This is a genomic window from Burkholderia sp. Se-20378, assembly GCF_017104665.1.
Taxonomy (GTDB): domain Bacteria; phylum Pseudomonadota; class Gammaproteobacteria; order Burkholderiales; family Burkholderiaceae; genus Burkholderia; species Burkholderia lata.
The window spans coordinates 36,283-50,306 of sequence record NZ_JAAGPG010000003.1 but is presented as its reverse complement, the minus strand read 5'-3'; the positions used below and the strand labels follow the sequence as shown (position 1 = coordinate 50,306).

The window sequence follows — 14,024 nt, the reverse complement described above, 5'->3', positions numbered from 1 at the left end:
AAAAAAAATCGAAGGGCCGCATCGCTGCGACACCTTCGACGGAACTTGCCGATCAGGCAGGCGTGCAGCCTGCCCTTCGACTTCTTGCGAACATCGACAATCAGACGGCGGAGAAACAGTTGTCGACGAACAGATGCGTGCCGTTGACGAAACTCGACTCGTCGGAAGCAAGGAACAGCGCGGCAGCGGCGACTTCCGACGGCTCGCACAGCCGGCCTTGCTGAACCGCGATCGCCGCCTCGGTCGCGTCGACGCCCATCGCCTGCAGGTCCCTGAGTTCGCGCATCCCGTGCGGCGTGCGGATGAATCCCGGCGCGAGCGCGTTGCACCGAATGCCGCGGTCGCGATACTCGACCGCGATCGCCCGCGCGAACATGTGGCACGCGCCCTTGGTCGCGTCATACAGCACCTCGCCCGGCGTCGCGCACACCGCCGATATCGACGATGTGCAGACGATGCTGCCCCGCCCCTTCTCCAGCATCTGCGGCAGCACCGCTTTCGTCATCAGGAACATGCTCTTCACGTTCACGCCCATCAGCCAGTCCCATTCCGACTCCTCGATGTCGAGGAACGGTTTGACGATCAGCGTGCCGGCGTGATTGAACAGGATGTCCGCGTTGCCGTACTGATCCCGCGCGACGTTCACGGCTTGCTGGACTTCGGCCTGTTTCGACACGTCGGCGCCGAGGCCGATCGCCTGAAGGCCCGCGTCGCGCAGCCGGGATGCGAGCGTTTCGGCGGCATCGCCGTCGCGGTCGATGATCGCGACCTTCGCGCCCTGCGCGGCGAACAGTTCGGACGCCGCGCCGCCGCAGCCGCCGGCGCCGCCGCTCACGATGGCGACCTTGCCGGCCAGGCGGCCGTCAATCTTGACATTCATGTTTCGTTCTCCAGTCTGGTTCGTTCGGCCTGCTCAACTGAACAGCGTCCGCAGGTGATCGTTGAGGAAGGCGCCTTCGGGGTCCACGCTGCGGCGCAGCGCGCGGAACGCTTCGGCCTTCGGGAACCAGCGATCGACGTCTTCGCGGTTCGTGAAATGCAGCTTGCCCCAGTGAGGACGCGAGCCGTAATCGCGCAGGATCGTGTCGACGTCCTTCAGGAACGGCCAGTAGTCGACGCCGTTCGGGCCGCCCGAGCATGAAATGGTGACGCTGTCCTGGTGATTGAACGGGCTGATCCACGCGGGATCGCCCTTCGTGAAGCGGTATTCGACCGGGAAAATGCAGTCGCGGTGTTTCGTGAGGATGAGCTCGCGCACGCGGCGCAGCGCCTCCTTGCCGTGTTGCGCGGGCACCGCGTACTCGAGCTCGTGGAAGTTCGGCACGTAGTGGATCGCGTACACCTCGGAGCTGTAGGCGATCTTCTCGTGCTCGCTTTCATGGAACGTGCGCGCGTCGGTGACATCCATCACCTTGATCTCGCACACGTCGTAGTCCTTCTTCGAGTTCGATACCTTCGTGGTGTCGGGCAGGCAGTAGAGATCGCGGCTGGCGGAGGTCGGGCACCAGAAGAAGCTGAAATGCCGGTGCTTCGCGGCCAGGTCGTCGTATTGCGCCATCAGCGCGTCGAAGTCCTCGCGCCACACGCGGTCGTGCAGCCAGAACGCATCGGTCACCTGCAGCGTGATCTCCGACACCACGCCGAACATCCCGATGTTGACCTGCGTCGCATGCAGCAGGTCGAGGTCCTGCCGGTCGCTCACGGTCATGATCGAGCCATCCGGACGCACGATGCGCATCCCGACGACCTGCGACGACAGGTTGCTCAGCGTCGTCCCCGTGCCGTGCGTGCCGGTGGCCAACGCACCGGCAATCGCCTGCGAATCGATGTCGCCCTGGTTGACGAGCGACAGGCCGAGCGCCTTCAGGTGGCGCGTCACCGCATTGATCCTGGTGCCGGCCTTCACGGTCACGCGCTTGCGCGCTTCGTCGACCTCCACGATGCCCTGATAGTCCTGCAGCGACAGCAGCAGGCCGCTGGTGGCCACGACGGGCGTGAACGAGTGCCCCGACCCGGCGCACCGCACGTGCTTGCCTTGCCGCGTCGCGGTGTGCACCAGCTCCGCGATCTCGGCCTCGCGGGTCGGCGACGCCAGGTGCGCGGCCACGCACGACTGATTGCCGACCCAGTTTCTCCAGAATCCGCCACGGGGAAGTTCCATCACCGTCTCTCCAGCGTCGTATTGGTGCCAAAGATAGGGTGCCGAAAGGTTTTCCACTATCGGATTTCGGCAAGTTAGGGTTTTGGCGAAGGGACACCCGTCCGGCGCTTTTTGACCGGCGCGACGAGCGGCTACAATGAATCGATCCGGTCCGCCCCTTCCCGCCCCCGATGACGCCGCCTGCCCACCCGAGCGATTTCTCCGGCGACCCGCTGTTCGCGCGAACGGTCGCGTTCTGCGCGTTCACCGACGTGGAGGAACAGGCGCGCTCGTTCGACGGCTGGAACATGAACTACACGCAGATCTCGAGCGGTCTGTTTCATGGCTCGTCGTCGATCATGTCGCTGGGCGGCATCAAGCTGCTGGTCGAGGATCTCGACAAGGTCATCCTGCAGCAAGGCGCGGTGCCGTCGGAGCGGATCGCCGTGGCCGTGCCGCTGGAACTGGAAGGCCATGCGCGCCTGTGCGGCGAAAAAAGCGGGCGCGACAGCCTGCACGTGTTCTCAAGCCAGCCGCAGTTCGAGTTCTATTCGCCCGACCGGCATCTGCTCGTGAACGTCGAGATCGAGCCGGAGAACCTGTCGACGCAGGCGCTGCGCACGGTGGCCGCGTCGCTGCGTGCCCGAACCCATTCACCGGTGATCCCGATGGCGACCTATGTGGCCGACCATCTGCGCGACCTGCTGCGCCAGACGCTCGCCGCCGCCGCAAAAACCACGCGCATCGACGACGTGACGACGCAGGACAGGATCGAACTGCTCGAACGCACCGTGCTGTACGCGATCTCGGAAGTAATGACGGCCGCCACGCCGGACGCCGGCGCACAGATCGTGCGCCCGACGAAATACTGGTCGCTGGTCAATGCGGTGCGGGAGCGGCTGCAGGATGCATCGACCTGCCCGCTGTCGATCGCCGAGCTGTGCGTGGAGCTCGGCGTCAGCCGGCGCACCGCGCAATACGCATTCCAGGACACGTTGAACCTGAACCCGATCGCCTACCTGCGGGCCGTGCGGCTGAACCACGTGCGCCGCGAGCTGCGGCTCGGCGACTCGGTGACGACCGCGGCCACCAAGTGGGGCTTCTGGCACCTGAGCAGTTTTGCGCAGGACTATCGCGCGATGTTCGGCGAACTGCCGTCCGCCACCGCGAAGCGCTACGCGCGCCAGGCCATCTAGCGCCTGTCGCTCGCCCTGTCGTTCACCTTCCGGCGGCCGGTGCGAAGGAGTCCGCACCGGCCGCCGCCCTGCCTGCTACGTCACTCGTCCTGCTGTTCCTGCTGCGCCTGCACCTGCCGCTGCTGGATGAACTGCCGCACATCGCTCATCGTCACGCGGCCGGTGTGCTTCGCATCGATCTCGTCGAAGTGCTTCGACACGAAACCCAGGCCACTGCTCTGCGCCTGCGCCTTCGTCACCGCCGCGCCGTTGCTCAGCACCGTATTGGCGCCGAGCCTCGCATCGACACGCTGCTGCGCCTGCTGCTGCAGCGTCGCGCCGGTCGACGGCAACACCGGCGCCGCTTTCGTGGCGGGAAAGAACGGACCGTCGACACCGCGCCCGCCGTGCGGCAGCTTCACCGGCGCCACCGCCTGCGGCGGCAACGCGTAGGCACTGCTCATCACGGCACCGAGGACGATCAACGGAGACATACGCCGCATCAAATTGATTAGGGACATAATCACTCGCATTCAATGGATGAATAGAGGGTTCCTTTGACAAGGAGTCCGTCGCTCAGGGCCGCTCAGGGAGCCGTCGCCAGCGTCGTCGCGGCGGTCGCGCCGGGGACGCTGCCGGTCGGTACGCTCGGCGGGTTTTCATCCGGCCACGGCGGCGGCAGCGTGTGCAGCGTCAGCGCCGTCGGAATCCGCGCACCCTTGTAGAACGTCTTCAGGTCCCGCTTCATCTGCGGACGGGCGACGTCGTCCAGGTAGATCATGTGGCCGCCCTGGAAGAAGTTCACCTGCAGCTTCGGATTGAAGCCCTTCACCGTCTGCAGCCGCGCGAGTTGCTTCTCGGTGTTGAAGAACGGCGTCGCGAGATCGTGGTAGCCATTCTCCGCGAGCACGCGAAGCTTCGGGTTGAGCTGCAGCGCGCCGAGCAGATCGGGGATCGTGTCGGGCATCGGCTGGCCGTCGTGCGTGAAGTCCCAGACGCCGATGATGTTGTCGTTCAGCGGCAGGTACGTCGCGTTCGGAGCGGTGTAGCCGAGGTAATCCGGCATCTGCGTCGCGAGCGCGTTCGTGAACGGCTGCGAAATCAGGATGTCGGACGGGTCGCCGTCGTTCTGCAGACGCGGATCCGAGTTCGGCAACGACACGCGTCCGTCATACCGGCCGATCGTCGTCCCGGGCAGCAGGCTCGTGCCGAACGGATTCGCGTTGAAGTAGCCGCGCAGCGCCTGTTGCGTGAGGCTCGACGGAATCGACCACAGCTTCAGCGTCGCATCGCTCGGGAACACCGGCGTGCCGAGCGCATCCGGAATGCCGAGCTGGCTCAACACCCACGACTGCGAGTACTTCTGCAGCTGGTTGTAGATCAGCGTCGTGAACAGTTCCGTCTGGAATGCGTACAGCCCCTGGTTCACCGGCGCCGGCGACACCTGGTTGAAGTACGCCGCGACCGCCGCATAGCCCGGCAAGTAGCCGGCCACGGTATCGGTCTCGAGCAGCAGCCCCTCCGTCGACTGCGTGATCGCCACGGCTTCCACCGCATCCGCGAAGTAGTTCAGGATCGACGACTGCAGCACGATGCCCGTCAGGTGCACGCCGGCCGATTCGAGCGCGAGCGCCAGCATGTCGGTACGCGGCGTGCCGTACGATTCGCCGTACAGGTAGATCGGCGACGTGCTGCGGCTGTTGACGTTCAGGTAGCGCTGGATGAAGTCGCGCATGATGTTCACGTCCGCATCGGAACCCCAGTACTTCTGGTTGGTGTTCGGCAACACGGCTTCCGACAGCCCGGTGCCGGGCGGGTCGATGAACACGAGGTCGGTGGTGTCGATCAGGCTTTCGGCGTTGTCGACGAGCGGATAGTTCGGCCAGTTGCTGCCGAACAGCGGATCGGGCGTGGCCACGCGGGTCGGCGCGAACGAGCCGAGCCGCAGCCAGATCGACGACGAGCCGGGGCCGCCGTTATAGACGAACGTGACGGGGCGCGGCTTGCCGTTCGTGCTCGGCGCGGTGTACGCGACGTACGACATCGACGCTTCCGCATTGCCGCTCGCGTCCTGCGCGGTCAGGTGGCCGGTGGTCGTCGTGTAGTTGACGGTCGTGCCGCCGTTCTTCCACTGGTAGTGCATGACGGCCGTTTTCTCGGACACCTGCCCGGGTGCAAGGCCGTCGGTCGCATTCATCGAATACGCGACCGGGTCGACGTACGGCTGGTTGGCCGGCGTCTGCCCGGCCGCCTGTTGCGCGCTGGCCTGCTGGCTGGCGGTGGCCTGCGCGAGGCTCGACGCACCGACGGACGACGAATCGTCTCCGCCGCATGCCGCGAGCGCCAGAGTCATGACGGTCAATGCACCTAGCCCGGCCAACCGGCCGTGACGGCCACGGCGGCTGCCGGTACAGCTCCTGTCTGGTTTCATCTCTGTCCTTTGATTCGGATACCGCTTCACAAAGGCCGCCAACGCCTGCGAAACGCGCAGACCGACCCGCCACTCGCGTTGCACGGTCGGCAGTCGGCGGTTGGGGATTGGACTTCTAAGAGACTGAACTTGATACAGACACAGCAAACTGCTGGCGAGAATGGTGCTCGGACGCCCCCTGCAGTTTGGACAACTTTTATATGACCCAAATTTACGACAACACAAAAATAGGCGGTGCTGCGCCGCGTTGTCAAAGATCATTCGGATATTAAAAATCCCGCAATGATGCTAACGGCGGACAGTGTCTGGCAATTGAAAGAAAGCGGGATTATTCACGCATTGCACGCTTTGCCGGCAATAATCCGCCGAATCCCATGCCTTTCCGGAGTGACCTTGAATCCTTTCCCGTATTAATGAAGCGCCTCGAAAGCCTTCAGATCGCCGGGATTTTTCTTTCATTTTAATTATCCGAGATCGATTAATTCAGCGTGACGGCATGCATAGTCCGCCATCCAATGATTCAAGTCACTTCAACCATTCTTCAATCGATGCGCTTATCCGCATCACGCCATCCATAAAATACCGATTTCACTAATTCCCGAAAAATTCGGCGGAATTATTTACCCGCGCCCCGACCGGCTTGCGTGGTCGAAATGAAGCGCGGCGTGCAGCCTCGCCGCACGCCGCGCTTCTTCCGCGTTCAATCCGCCATTACTTCCCGCCACCCGGCAGCGCGATATCGATCAGCACCGGATCGTGATCCGACGAGCGATACGCATCCGGCGCGTAGAACGTCTTCTGCTGCTCCGCCGACTTGTACGCGAGCGTGTACTGCAGCGCGAGCGGCTCGTCCGCGTTGATGTGCCATTCGTGCACGGCCTTTACGTGCGATGCGAGCGGCAGCGTCGCGAGCGCGTGATCGAGATAGCCGGCTTCGCCGTTGTACACGTAGCTGTACGCATTCGCGCCGATCCAGCGCGCGACGAGGTTGCGGTAGCCGCGCGATTCGAGCGTGCGGATCGGGTCTTCGTACGTGTAGCTGTTGAAGTCGCCGATCAGCAGCACGCCCTGGCCTGCGACGCCCGTCGGGTTGCCGGCGAGCCAGTCGGCCACCTTCGCCGCCGCGCGCGTGCGCGTCGGGTTCCAGCAGCCCTGGCCGTCGCCCTGGTCGAGATCGTCGTTCGCGGCATCCGGGCAGTTCTTCGACTTCAGGTGGTTCACGGCCACCGTCAGCGACTGCTTGTTGCCGTTGATCAGCCGGAACGACTGTGCGAGCGGCTGGCGGTTCTTGTCGTCGATCGCGAGCGTGGCCGCACGGCCGACCGGTTCGACCTTGCGGCTGTCGTAGATCATCGCGACCGTGATCGCATCGCCGCCGAGGCGCGACACGCCCGGATCGACGACGCGCCAGTTGTTGCCGAGCTTCGCCGCGAGCTGGCGCACCGCGCTCAGTTCGCCGTAGCCGTTGTTCTGGATTTCCATCAGGCCGATCACGTCGGCGTCGATCGCCTTCAGCGCGCTGACGATCTTCGCTTCCTGGCGCTGGAATTCCTGGAAGTTCTTCGCGCCGCGGTTGTTCGGATCGTCGAAGCCGCCGCCGAGACCGTTGCCGTTGAAGTAGTTCAGCACGTTGAACGACGCGACGCGCAGGTTCGATTTCGGATCGCGCGCCGGTGCGTTGGTGCGCGGGTTCGTGCGCGCCTCGAATGCCGGCACGGCCGCGCCCGGCAGCGGCTGCACGCGCCATGCGCCGTAACGCACTTCGAGTACGCCTTCGATGTCGCGCACCGTGTAGCCCGCGCGCAGCGTGTTCGCGGCCGACAGGCCCGGCGCCGGGTACGGCACCGTGGCGGGGTTCTGCTTGTTCGAGCCGTCGTCGAGAACCAGGCGATTGCGTGCGTTCGCATCGATCTGCGTCTGCGCCTGGGCGGGCGGCACGACGCTCGTCGGCGTGCGCAGGCGGCCGTTGCTGAGCATCACGCTGCCGTAGCGGCCGAGCTCGTAGTTGTCGGTGACGTTCAGCGTCTGCGGCAGGCGCACGAGCATCCCTTCATACGCGGCGAACGCGTTCGGGCTGTCGACCGGCAGCGTGAGCGTCGCGGGCGTGACGGTCTGGTTGTTCGCGCACACCGCGATCGCACCCGACTGCGTGAGCTGCGTCTGGCCGTACTTCTCTTCGACCTTGCCCGTCACGTGCACGAGGTCGCCGGCTTTCGCACGCACCTTCGGCGCATAGACGAACAGGCCTTCGGACACGCCCGGCTGGTTGCGGCGCTGCGCGTCGGCCTGCTGGACGAAGAAGCCGCCGAAGCCGTCCGTGCCGCCGAAATCAGCGGTGACGACGGCTTCGATCGACACGTTCTGGCCGGCGAGCGGCGACGGCGCGCCCGGCCCCTGGATATCGGCGATCGGCGTCGTGCTGCCGCCGCAGTTCGGGCTGACGGGCGCGGCAGTGGCGGCGAAAACCGGCGCGGCGAGCGTCGGGAGCAGCAATAGCGGGGTGATGAGGCGGATTGTCGAGCGCATGACGGGGAATCCCGGTTGTGAGGGTGGCGAAAGCTTAGCGGCGCTCAATGACAGTTTTTGGTAATCGAAAGACAGGTATATGTAACTATTTTTATCGTGGCGCGATCGCCATCAACCGCACGTTTGCCCCTTGAAAAGCGGGGAAATCGTCTGATGAAAAAACGCCTCGCCCCTTGACGATTCCCCCGCGAGCCCTCGCTGCCGCAGCGTCGCGGCGCCGCGCTACACCGTGCCCGGCAACGCGCTCGACACGAGCACGGCCGCGACCATCAACACGCCGCCGAGCACCGCCGCCTCGATCCGCAACACCGTGCCGAACCGCTTCAACGAACCGGCCGGCATCGCGGCAGCCGGATTCTTCAGCGCGGCCAACAGATTCGGCATCCCGAAGAAGCGGTTGTGCCCGCCGAGCGCCGCCGCGATCAGCACGAGCGCGAGCTTCAGCAGCAGGATCTGCCCGTACGTCGACGCGAGCAGGTTGGCGGGCGTATCGACGCCGCGCCAGCCGTTGTACGCGCCGGTCGCGAACAGCACGATCAATGCGTAGGTCGATGCATCGGAAAGCGACTGCACGAACGATGCGCCGGTCGTGCGTTCGCTCGCGGGCATCGCGGCAAGCCTCGGCATCACGCCGAATGCCGTCACGAGCACGAGCCCGACCCACGCGCTGATCGCCAGCAGATGCAGCCAGTCGATCCACACCGGCACGCTGAACACGCCGGCATCCACCGGATGCCCGCCGTTGCTGCGCGCGAGCGCGACGCAGGCGAGCGCGGCCCACATCGCGAACGGCAAGCGCGACGCGTTCGCGCGCCTGACGAACGACAACACCACGACGACGAGCATGAACGCCGCACCGGCCAGCCACGCATGACCGAACCCGGTACCCGCAAGCATCGAGCAGACGGCAGGCCCCGCTTCGAGCAACGACACCTCGCTCATCAGCGCGCAATGCGCCCAGAACGCGGTGACGCTCGCGACCAGCGAGACGACGGACGCGCTGCGCAGCGTCGCGACGAGCCGCCGCCCGATCCCGTGCTGCCACGCCGACGCGCCGCGCGCGAGCCAGTGGCTGCCGAGCAGCGCGCCGATGACGACGGCAAACCCGGCGTTCTGGATCGCCACCGACACGAGCCGCAGGAGACCGATGACGCCGTCGTTCACCCCTTCACCCTGAACGTGTAGGTGCCCTTCGTGCGATGTGCGTCGGCCGTCATCGCCGCCCACTGCACCGTGTACGCGCCGGGCGCGAGCTTCGGCAGCGCGACGGTCATCACGCGCGGGTTCGCCGCATCGACCTTCGCCTTTTCCTGCGTGACGGCGTTGCCGTTCGCGTCCGACACCTTCACCGAGCTGAACGCCGGTTCGAGGTCTTCGTTGAAGGTGAGCCGCAACGTGTCGGGCGCGGTGTCGACCGTGCTGCCCGTCGCCGGTGCGGCGCTTTCCAGCTTGCCGTGCGCGGATGCCGCGATCGGCGCGGCCGCGACGATCGCGCCGGTCGCAACGATCGCGGCCAGCCGCGTGAGGTTCGGGATCTTCATGCTCACGCTCCGCGTTACGGCTTCTTCAGCTCGACGACGGTCAGCGCGCCGTCCACGTCTTCCGCGACGAAATCGATCTTGTCGCCGGCTTTCACCTGCGACAGCATCGCCGGGTCCTTCACCTTGAACACCATCGTCATCGCGTCCATCCCGAGGTTTTCCAGCGGGCCGTGCTTGATCGTCAGCTTGCCGGCGGCCGTGTCGACCTTGCGGATTTCGCCGTGCGACATGCCCTCTTTCGCTGCGGCTTCCTGCTGCGCGCCGCCGCTCATGTCCATGCCGGCCATGTCGCCGGCCGCGTACGACGCGCCGGAAAACGCCAGCGCACACCCGATTGCCATCGAAACCAGTCCCTTCTTCATCGTGTCGACTCCCCAGTGAATGAAATGAAACCGGCGGCCGCCTGTGCGCAGCCGCCGCATGCTGCTGCTCAGCCGTCCGGCAGTTCGCCGGTGTACTCGTACGCGACGGTGCCCTTCGGATGCCGGAACCAGCCCGGATCGCGATAGTCGTTGCGGCCGAGCCCCTGCCGCACCTTGCAGACCGTGAACATGCCGCCCATCTCCAGCGGCCCGAACGGGCCCGTGCCCGTCATCATCGGCAGCGTGTTGTCGGGCAGCGGCATCTCCATCCCGCCCATCGCGCCGCCCGTGCTGCCCATCGCCATGTAGTCGGGCACGAGCTTGCCGATGCGCTTCGCGAGATCCTTCTGCGGCACGCCGATCAGGTTCGGCACCTGGTGGCCCATCGCATTCATCGTGTGATGCGACTTGTGGCAATGGAACGCCCAGTCGCCCGGACGATCGGCGGTGAACTCGATCGCGCGCATCTGGCCCACCGCGACATCGGCCGTCACTTCCGGCCAGCGTGCGGCCGGCGGAATCCAGCCGCCGTCGGTGCCCGCGACTTCGAAGCTGTAGCCGTGCAGGTGGATCGGGTGGTTCGTCATCGTCAGGTTGCCGAACCGGATCCGCACGCGGTCGCCCGCGCGCACCGGCAGCGGATCGATGCCCGGGAACACGCGCGAGTTGAAGGTCCACATGTTGAAGTCCGTCATCTCGTTCACGCGCGGCGTGTAGCTGCCCGGATCGATGTCGTACGCGGCGAGCAGGAACACGAAGTCGCGATCGACCGGCATCGTGCCGCGGTCCTTCGGGTGCACGATGAACATGCCCATCATCCCCATCGCCATCTGCACCATCTCGTCGGCGTGCGGGTGATACATGAACGTGCCGTGCGATTCGAGCTGGAACTCGTAGACGAAAGTCTTGCCGGGCGGGATATGCGGCTGTGTGAGGCCGCCGACGCCGTCCATCCCGTTCGGCAGCCGCAGCCCGTGCCAGTGGATCGTCGTGTGCTCGGGCAGCCGGTTGGTCACGAAGATGCGCACCTTGTCGCCTTCGACGGCCTCGATCGTCGGGCCCGGCGACTGGCCGTTGTAGCCCCACAGGTGCGCGTTCATGCCGGGCGCCATCTCGCGCACGACGGGCTCGGCCGTCAGGTGGAACTCCTTCCAGCCGTTCTTCATCCGCCACGGCAGCGACCAGCCGTTCAGCGTCGCGACGGGCGTGTACGGGCGGCCGTTCGGCGGCACGAGCGGCGGCTGCGTGGCGGCTTTCGCCATCGTGGGCGCTTCGGGCAGCGACGCGGCGCCGGCCTTGCTGACCATCGCGGCGCCCAGCAGCGCGGCGCCCGAGCCGCTGAGAAATTGTCGACGGGACACCATGTCAATGACCTTCCGGATGCGTTTGCGTCGCGGGCATCGGTTGCGCCGCGGGGGTGGATGCCGGCTGCGGCGCAGCGGCGGTGTTTGAAGTGGATGCGGGTTCGACGGATTGCGTCGAGCGCGGCGTGGCGCTCTCGGTCGGCAGCCGGCCCCCGACGGCCATCTGCAGATCGGTTTCGGCGAGCCAGTAATCCTTCAGCGCATCGATGTAGCCGTTGACCGCGCCGACCTGTTCGCGCGCATCGGTCAGCAGCTCGAACACGCTCGCGAGCATCCCGTTGTAGCGCAGCAGCAGTTCGTCGGAGATCGTCTTGCGCAGCGGCACGACTTCGTCGCGATAGTGCGTCGCGACGTCGTAGCTCGTCACGTACGCCGCATACGATTCGCGCACTTCGGAGCGTGCATCGATGGCCGTTTTCGCGAGCCGGTTCGCCGACTGCATGTAGACGGCCTCGGCCCGCGCGACCTTCGCGCCGCCCCAGTCGAACAGCGGAATCTCGACGCTGATCTCGTAGCCGTGCTCGTGCCCCTTGCCGGTCTCGTAGTTGTTCACGTAGCCGAGATCGACCGCATTGACGAAGCGCGTGGCCTTGCTCAGGCCGAGCGACGACGCGACGCCCTGCGTCTGCAGTTTCGCGGCCTGGATGTCGAAGCGGTTGCTCATCGCGAACCGCTCGAGATCGGGCAGGTTCGGCCGCGCCTTCGGCAGGTCGGGCAAGCGCTCAGGCAGCGCGTACCGCGTGCGTTCGCCCCACAGCCCCATCGCGCGCGTGAGCTTCTCGCGCGCGGCCACGGCCTGCTGGCGCGCCTTCGCGTGCTGCGCAACCGCATCGGCGTGGAACGCCTGCTCGCGGGCGTAATCGAGACGGCTGAAGTTGCCGGCCTGCCGCATGCGCAGCGCGAGTTCGGCGGCCGCGCTCCCGGCATCGCGCACCTGTTGCGCATAGTTCGCAGCCTGCTCGGCGGCGACGGCCTCGACGTATGCGCGGCGCGCGTCGGCCGCCACCTTCAGCATCGCGTCGGCGGTTTCGAGCTTGGTCTGCTCGAAGCGGCGGCGCTCGATGTTCGTCGCGAGCGGCATCGTCAGCAGCGCGAACACGTTCGCCGAGAACGTGCGGCCGAGCGTCAGCTCGCCGTCGCCGGCGCGGGTGCGGCTGAAAGCGAAGCGCGGGTTCGGCAGCCGGCCGGCCTGGACGAGATCGGCTTCCGACAACCCCAGTTCCGCATACGACACCTGCAGGCCACGGTTGTTCAGCAGCGCGACCTGCACCGCATCGTCCATCGACAGCGGCCTGGCCAGCAGTTCCTTCGTGCGCCTGTCGACGGCTTCGCGGTCGGCGTCGGTCTTGACCACGACTGCGTCTTTGCCGATGCGTTCTGACGCGGCGGACGACACCGCGTCGAATCCGCCATCCTTCGAGAACGTCGTGCAGCCCGCAAGGAAAGCCAGCACGGCCGCCGCCGCACCGATCCTCGGCGATATCGCAAGCATCGTCATTGCGCGGCGCCTCCGTGCTTCGAGTGCGCGGCGCCGCTTCCGGGCACGCCGCCGGTCGTACGTGCTTTCGCGGGCCGCTCCATCACGTCCCGGTTCAGTTGTTTCCAGCCCGGGCCTTCGTCGTCCCGATACGGCCGGTAGCCGTCGAACACGGACGTCACGGTGACATCCGGCACCGCCGCAGTGGCGTCCGCCGGATCAGGCAGCGGGGTTTGCGCAGGCGCGAGCGACGGCACGAGGGCCGCCGCGCCAAGCAGCGCCGCAGTAATCAATCGCATGAGTGGGTCTCGTCGTGAGTCGTCCGGCGGGCGTAACGCCGCCGCCGGAGCGGATTGCGGAGCGCGGCCGGTCGGGGCCGCGGGCAGGAGCTAGACGAGAAGCCGGCGCGGCGGCCGGTCGATGCCGCCGGTCAGGAACGACACGACGACGGGCGTCGGCGCGAAAGAGATGATCGTGACGCCGATACCCGGCGCAACGGACATCGCGGGGAGATCCGCCATGCTGTTGCCCAGGCAACAGGAGCCGCACGCGGAGCACGGCTGTGCATGTCGCGCATGATCGGCGTGTTCGTGCTGACGCTCATGCTGGCCACCCTGCACGCCCAGCATTGCATGTGGCATTGCCTCGACAGCGCTTGCCCCATCTTCCGCGTGCGGCATGGCAACGACCGTGCCCGTGCCTGCGCATGCCATCGACACGGTCGCGAACGACTGGATCGGCAGGCTCAGCGCCAGCAGCACGACGAGGAGGAATTTGCGCCAGTACGACATGGATGCGGAATCAGGCAGGCAACGACCGGATGGGCCGGTGCGGCGCCGCGACGGCGCGCTCCGGGGACAAGACGGCCGCAGCTTATCGCCGCCGCGGTGACGACGACATGGCCGAAACATGACGGAATTTTCATGAACCGCGAGCGGCGCAACGCACACGCTTCATGACAATTCCGTCATCCGGCGATCATCCTTCGCGCACGCGCGGCGCCGTAAG

13 protein-coding genes are annotated in these 14,024 nt (G+C 66.1%); 1 reads left to right on the top strand and 12 read right to left on the bottom strand.

The features are described from left to right. Positions 1-100 precede the first annotated feature (100 nt). Positions 101-880 carry an SDR family NAD(P)-dependent oxidoreductase gene (locus tag G3N93_RS01235; RefSeq protein WP_206132126.1) on the bottom strand — a complete coding sequence of 260 codons (780 nt, stop codon included), beginning with the start codon at positions 878-880 and terminating at the stop codon, positions 101-103. A 33-nt stretch (positions 881-913) separates the two neighbouring features. Next, entirely contained in the window at positions 914-2,161 is a 1,248-nt protein-coding gene (locus G3N93_RS01230; RefSeq protein WP_174938005.1) for a D-arabinono-1,4-lactone oxidase, read from the bottom strand. A gap of 170 nt (positions 2,162-2,331) precedes the next feature. On the opposite strand from G3N93_RS01230, the gene G3N93_RS01225 reads away from it, so the two are divergent. Beyond that, positions 2,332-3,336, top strand: a complete 1,005-nt coding sequence (locus G3N93_RS01225) for a helix-turn-helix domain-containing protein (protein WP_174938003.1) — start codon at positions 2,332-2,334, stop codon at positions 3,334-3,336. Positions 3,337-3,416: 80 nt separating this feature from the next. Here the strand turns inward: G3N93_RS01225 and G3N93_RS01220 are convergent, their stop codons facing one another. From G3N93_RS01220 to G3N93_RS01175, 10 genes are all read right to left on the bottom strand, one after another. After that, positions 3,417-3,848: a 2-oxoglutarate dehydrogenase gene (locus G3N93_RS01220; protein ID WP_174938001.1), complete on the bottom strand. Its 432-nt coding sequence runs from the start codon at positions 3,846-3,848 to the stop codon at positions 3,417-3,419. 53 nt (positions 3,849-3,901) lie between these two features. Then, on the bottom strand, positions 3,902-5,746 hold the full coding sequence (locus G3N93_RS01215; RefSeq protein WP_206132125.1) for a peptidase S10: 1,845 nt from the start codon (positions 5,744-5,746) through the stop codon (positions 3,902-3,904). A gap of 711 nt (positions 5,747-6,457) precedes the next feature. Beyond that, positions 6,458-8,272 (bottom strand): ExeM/NucH family extracellular endonuclease, encoded by a 1,815-nt coding sequence (locus G3N93_RS01210; RefSeq protein WP_174932157.1) that lies wholly within the window; start codon positions 8,270-8,272, stop codon positions 6,458-6,460. A 222-nt stretch (positions 8,273-8,494) separates the two neighbouring features. After that, entirely contained in the window at positions 8,495-9,436 is a 942-nt protein-coding gene (locus G3N93_RS01205) for a CopD family protein (RefSeq protein WP_206132124.1), read from the bottom strand. Further along, positions 9,433-9,813: a copper homeostasis periplasmic binding protein CopC gene (gene copC, locus G3N93_RS01200; RefSeq protein ID WP_206132123.1), complete on the bottom strand. Its 381-nt coding sequence runs from the start codon at positions 9,811-9,813 to the stop codon at positions 9,433-9,435. Before copC ends, G3N93_RS01205 begins: the two co-directional genes overlap by 4 nt. A gap of 14 nt (positions 9,814-9,827) precedes the next feature. Beyond that, positions 9,828-10,175: a copper-binding protein gene (locus tag G3N93_RS01195; RefSeq protein WP_174939952.1), complete on the bottom strand. Its 348-nt coding sequence runs from the start codon at positions 10,173-10,175 to the stop codon at positions 9,828-9,830. 68 nt (positions 10,176-10,243) lie between these two features. Beyond that, the gene (locus tag G3N93_RS01190; RefSeq protein ID WP_206132122.1) at positions 10,244-11,539 is read right to left on the bottom strand and encodes a multicopper oxidase family protein; all 1,296 of its coding nucleotides are present in this window, start codon (positions 11,537-11,539) and stop codon (positions 10,244-10,246) included. A 1-nt stretch (position 11,540) separates the two neighbouring features. After that, positions 11,541-13,037, bottom strand: a complete 1,497-nt coding sequence (locus G3N93_RS01185; RefSeq protein ID WP_206132121.1) for a TolC family protein — start codon at positions 13,035-13,037, stop codon at positions 11,541-11,543. Then, complete coding sequence (locus tag G3N93_RS01180) at positions 13,034-13,315, bottom strand: hypothetical protein (protein ID WP_206132120.1); 282 nt, start codon at positions 13,313-13,315, stop codon at positions 13,034-13,036. Before G3N93_RS01180 ends, G3N93_RS01185 begins: the two co-directional genes overlap by 4 nt. 90 nt (positions 13,316-13,405) lie before the next feature. Beyond that, positions 13,406-13,807, bottom strand: a complete 402-nt coding sequence (locus G3N93_RS01175) for a hypothetical protein (protein WP_206132119.1) — start codon at positions 13,805-13,807, stop codon at positions 13,406-13,408. Positions 13,808-14,024: the final 217 nt, after the last annotated feature.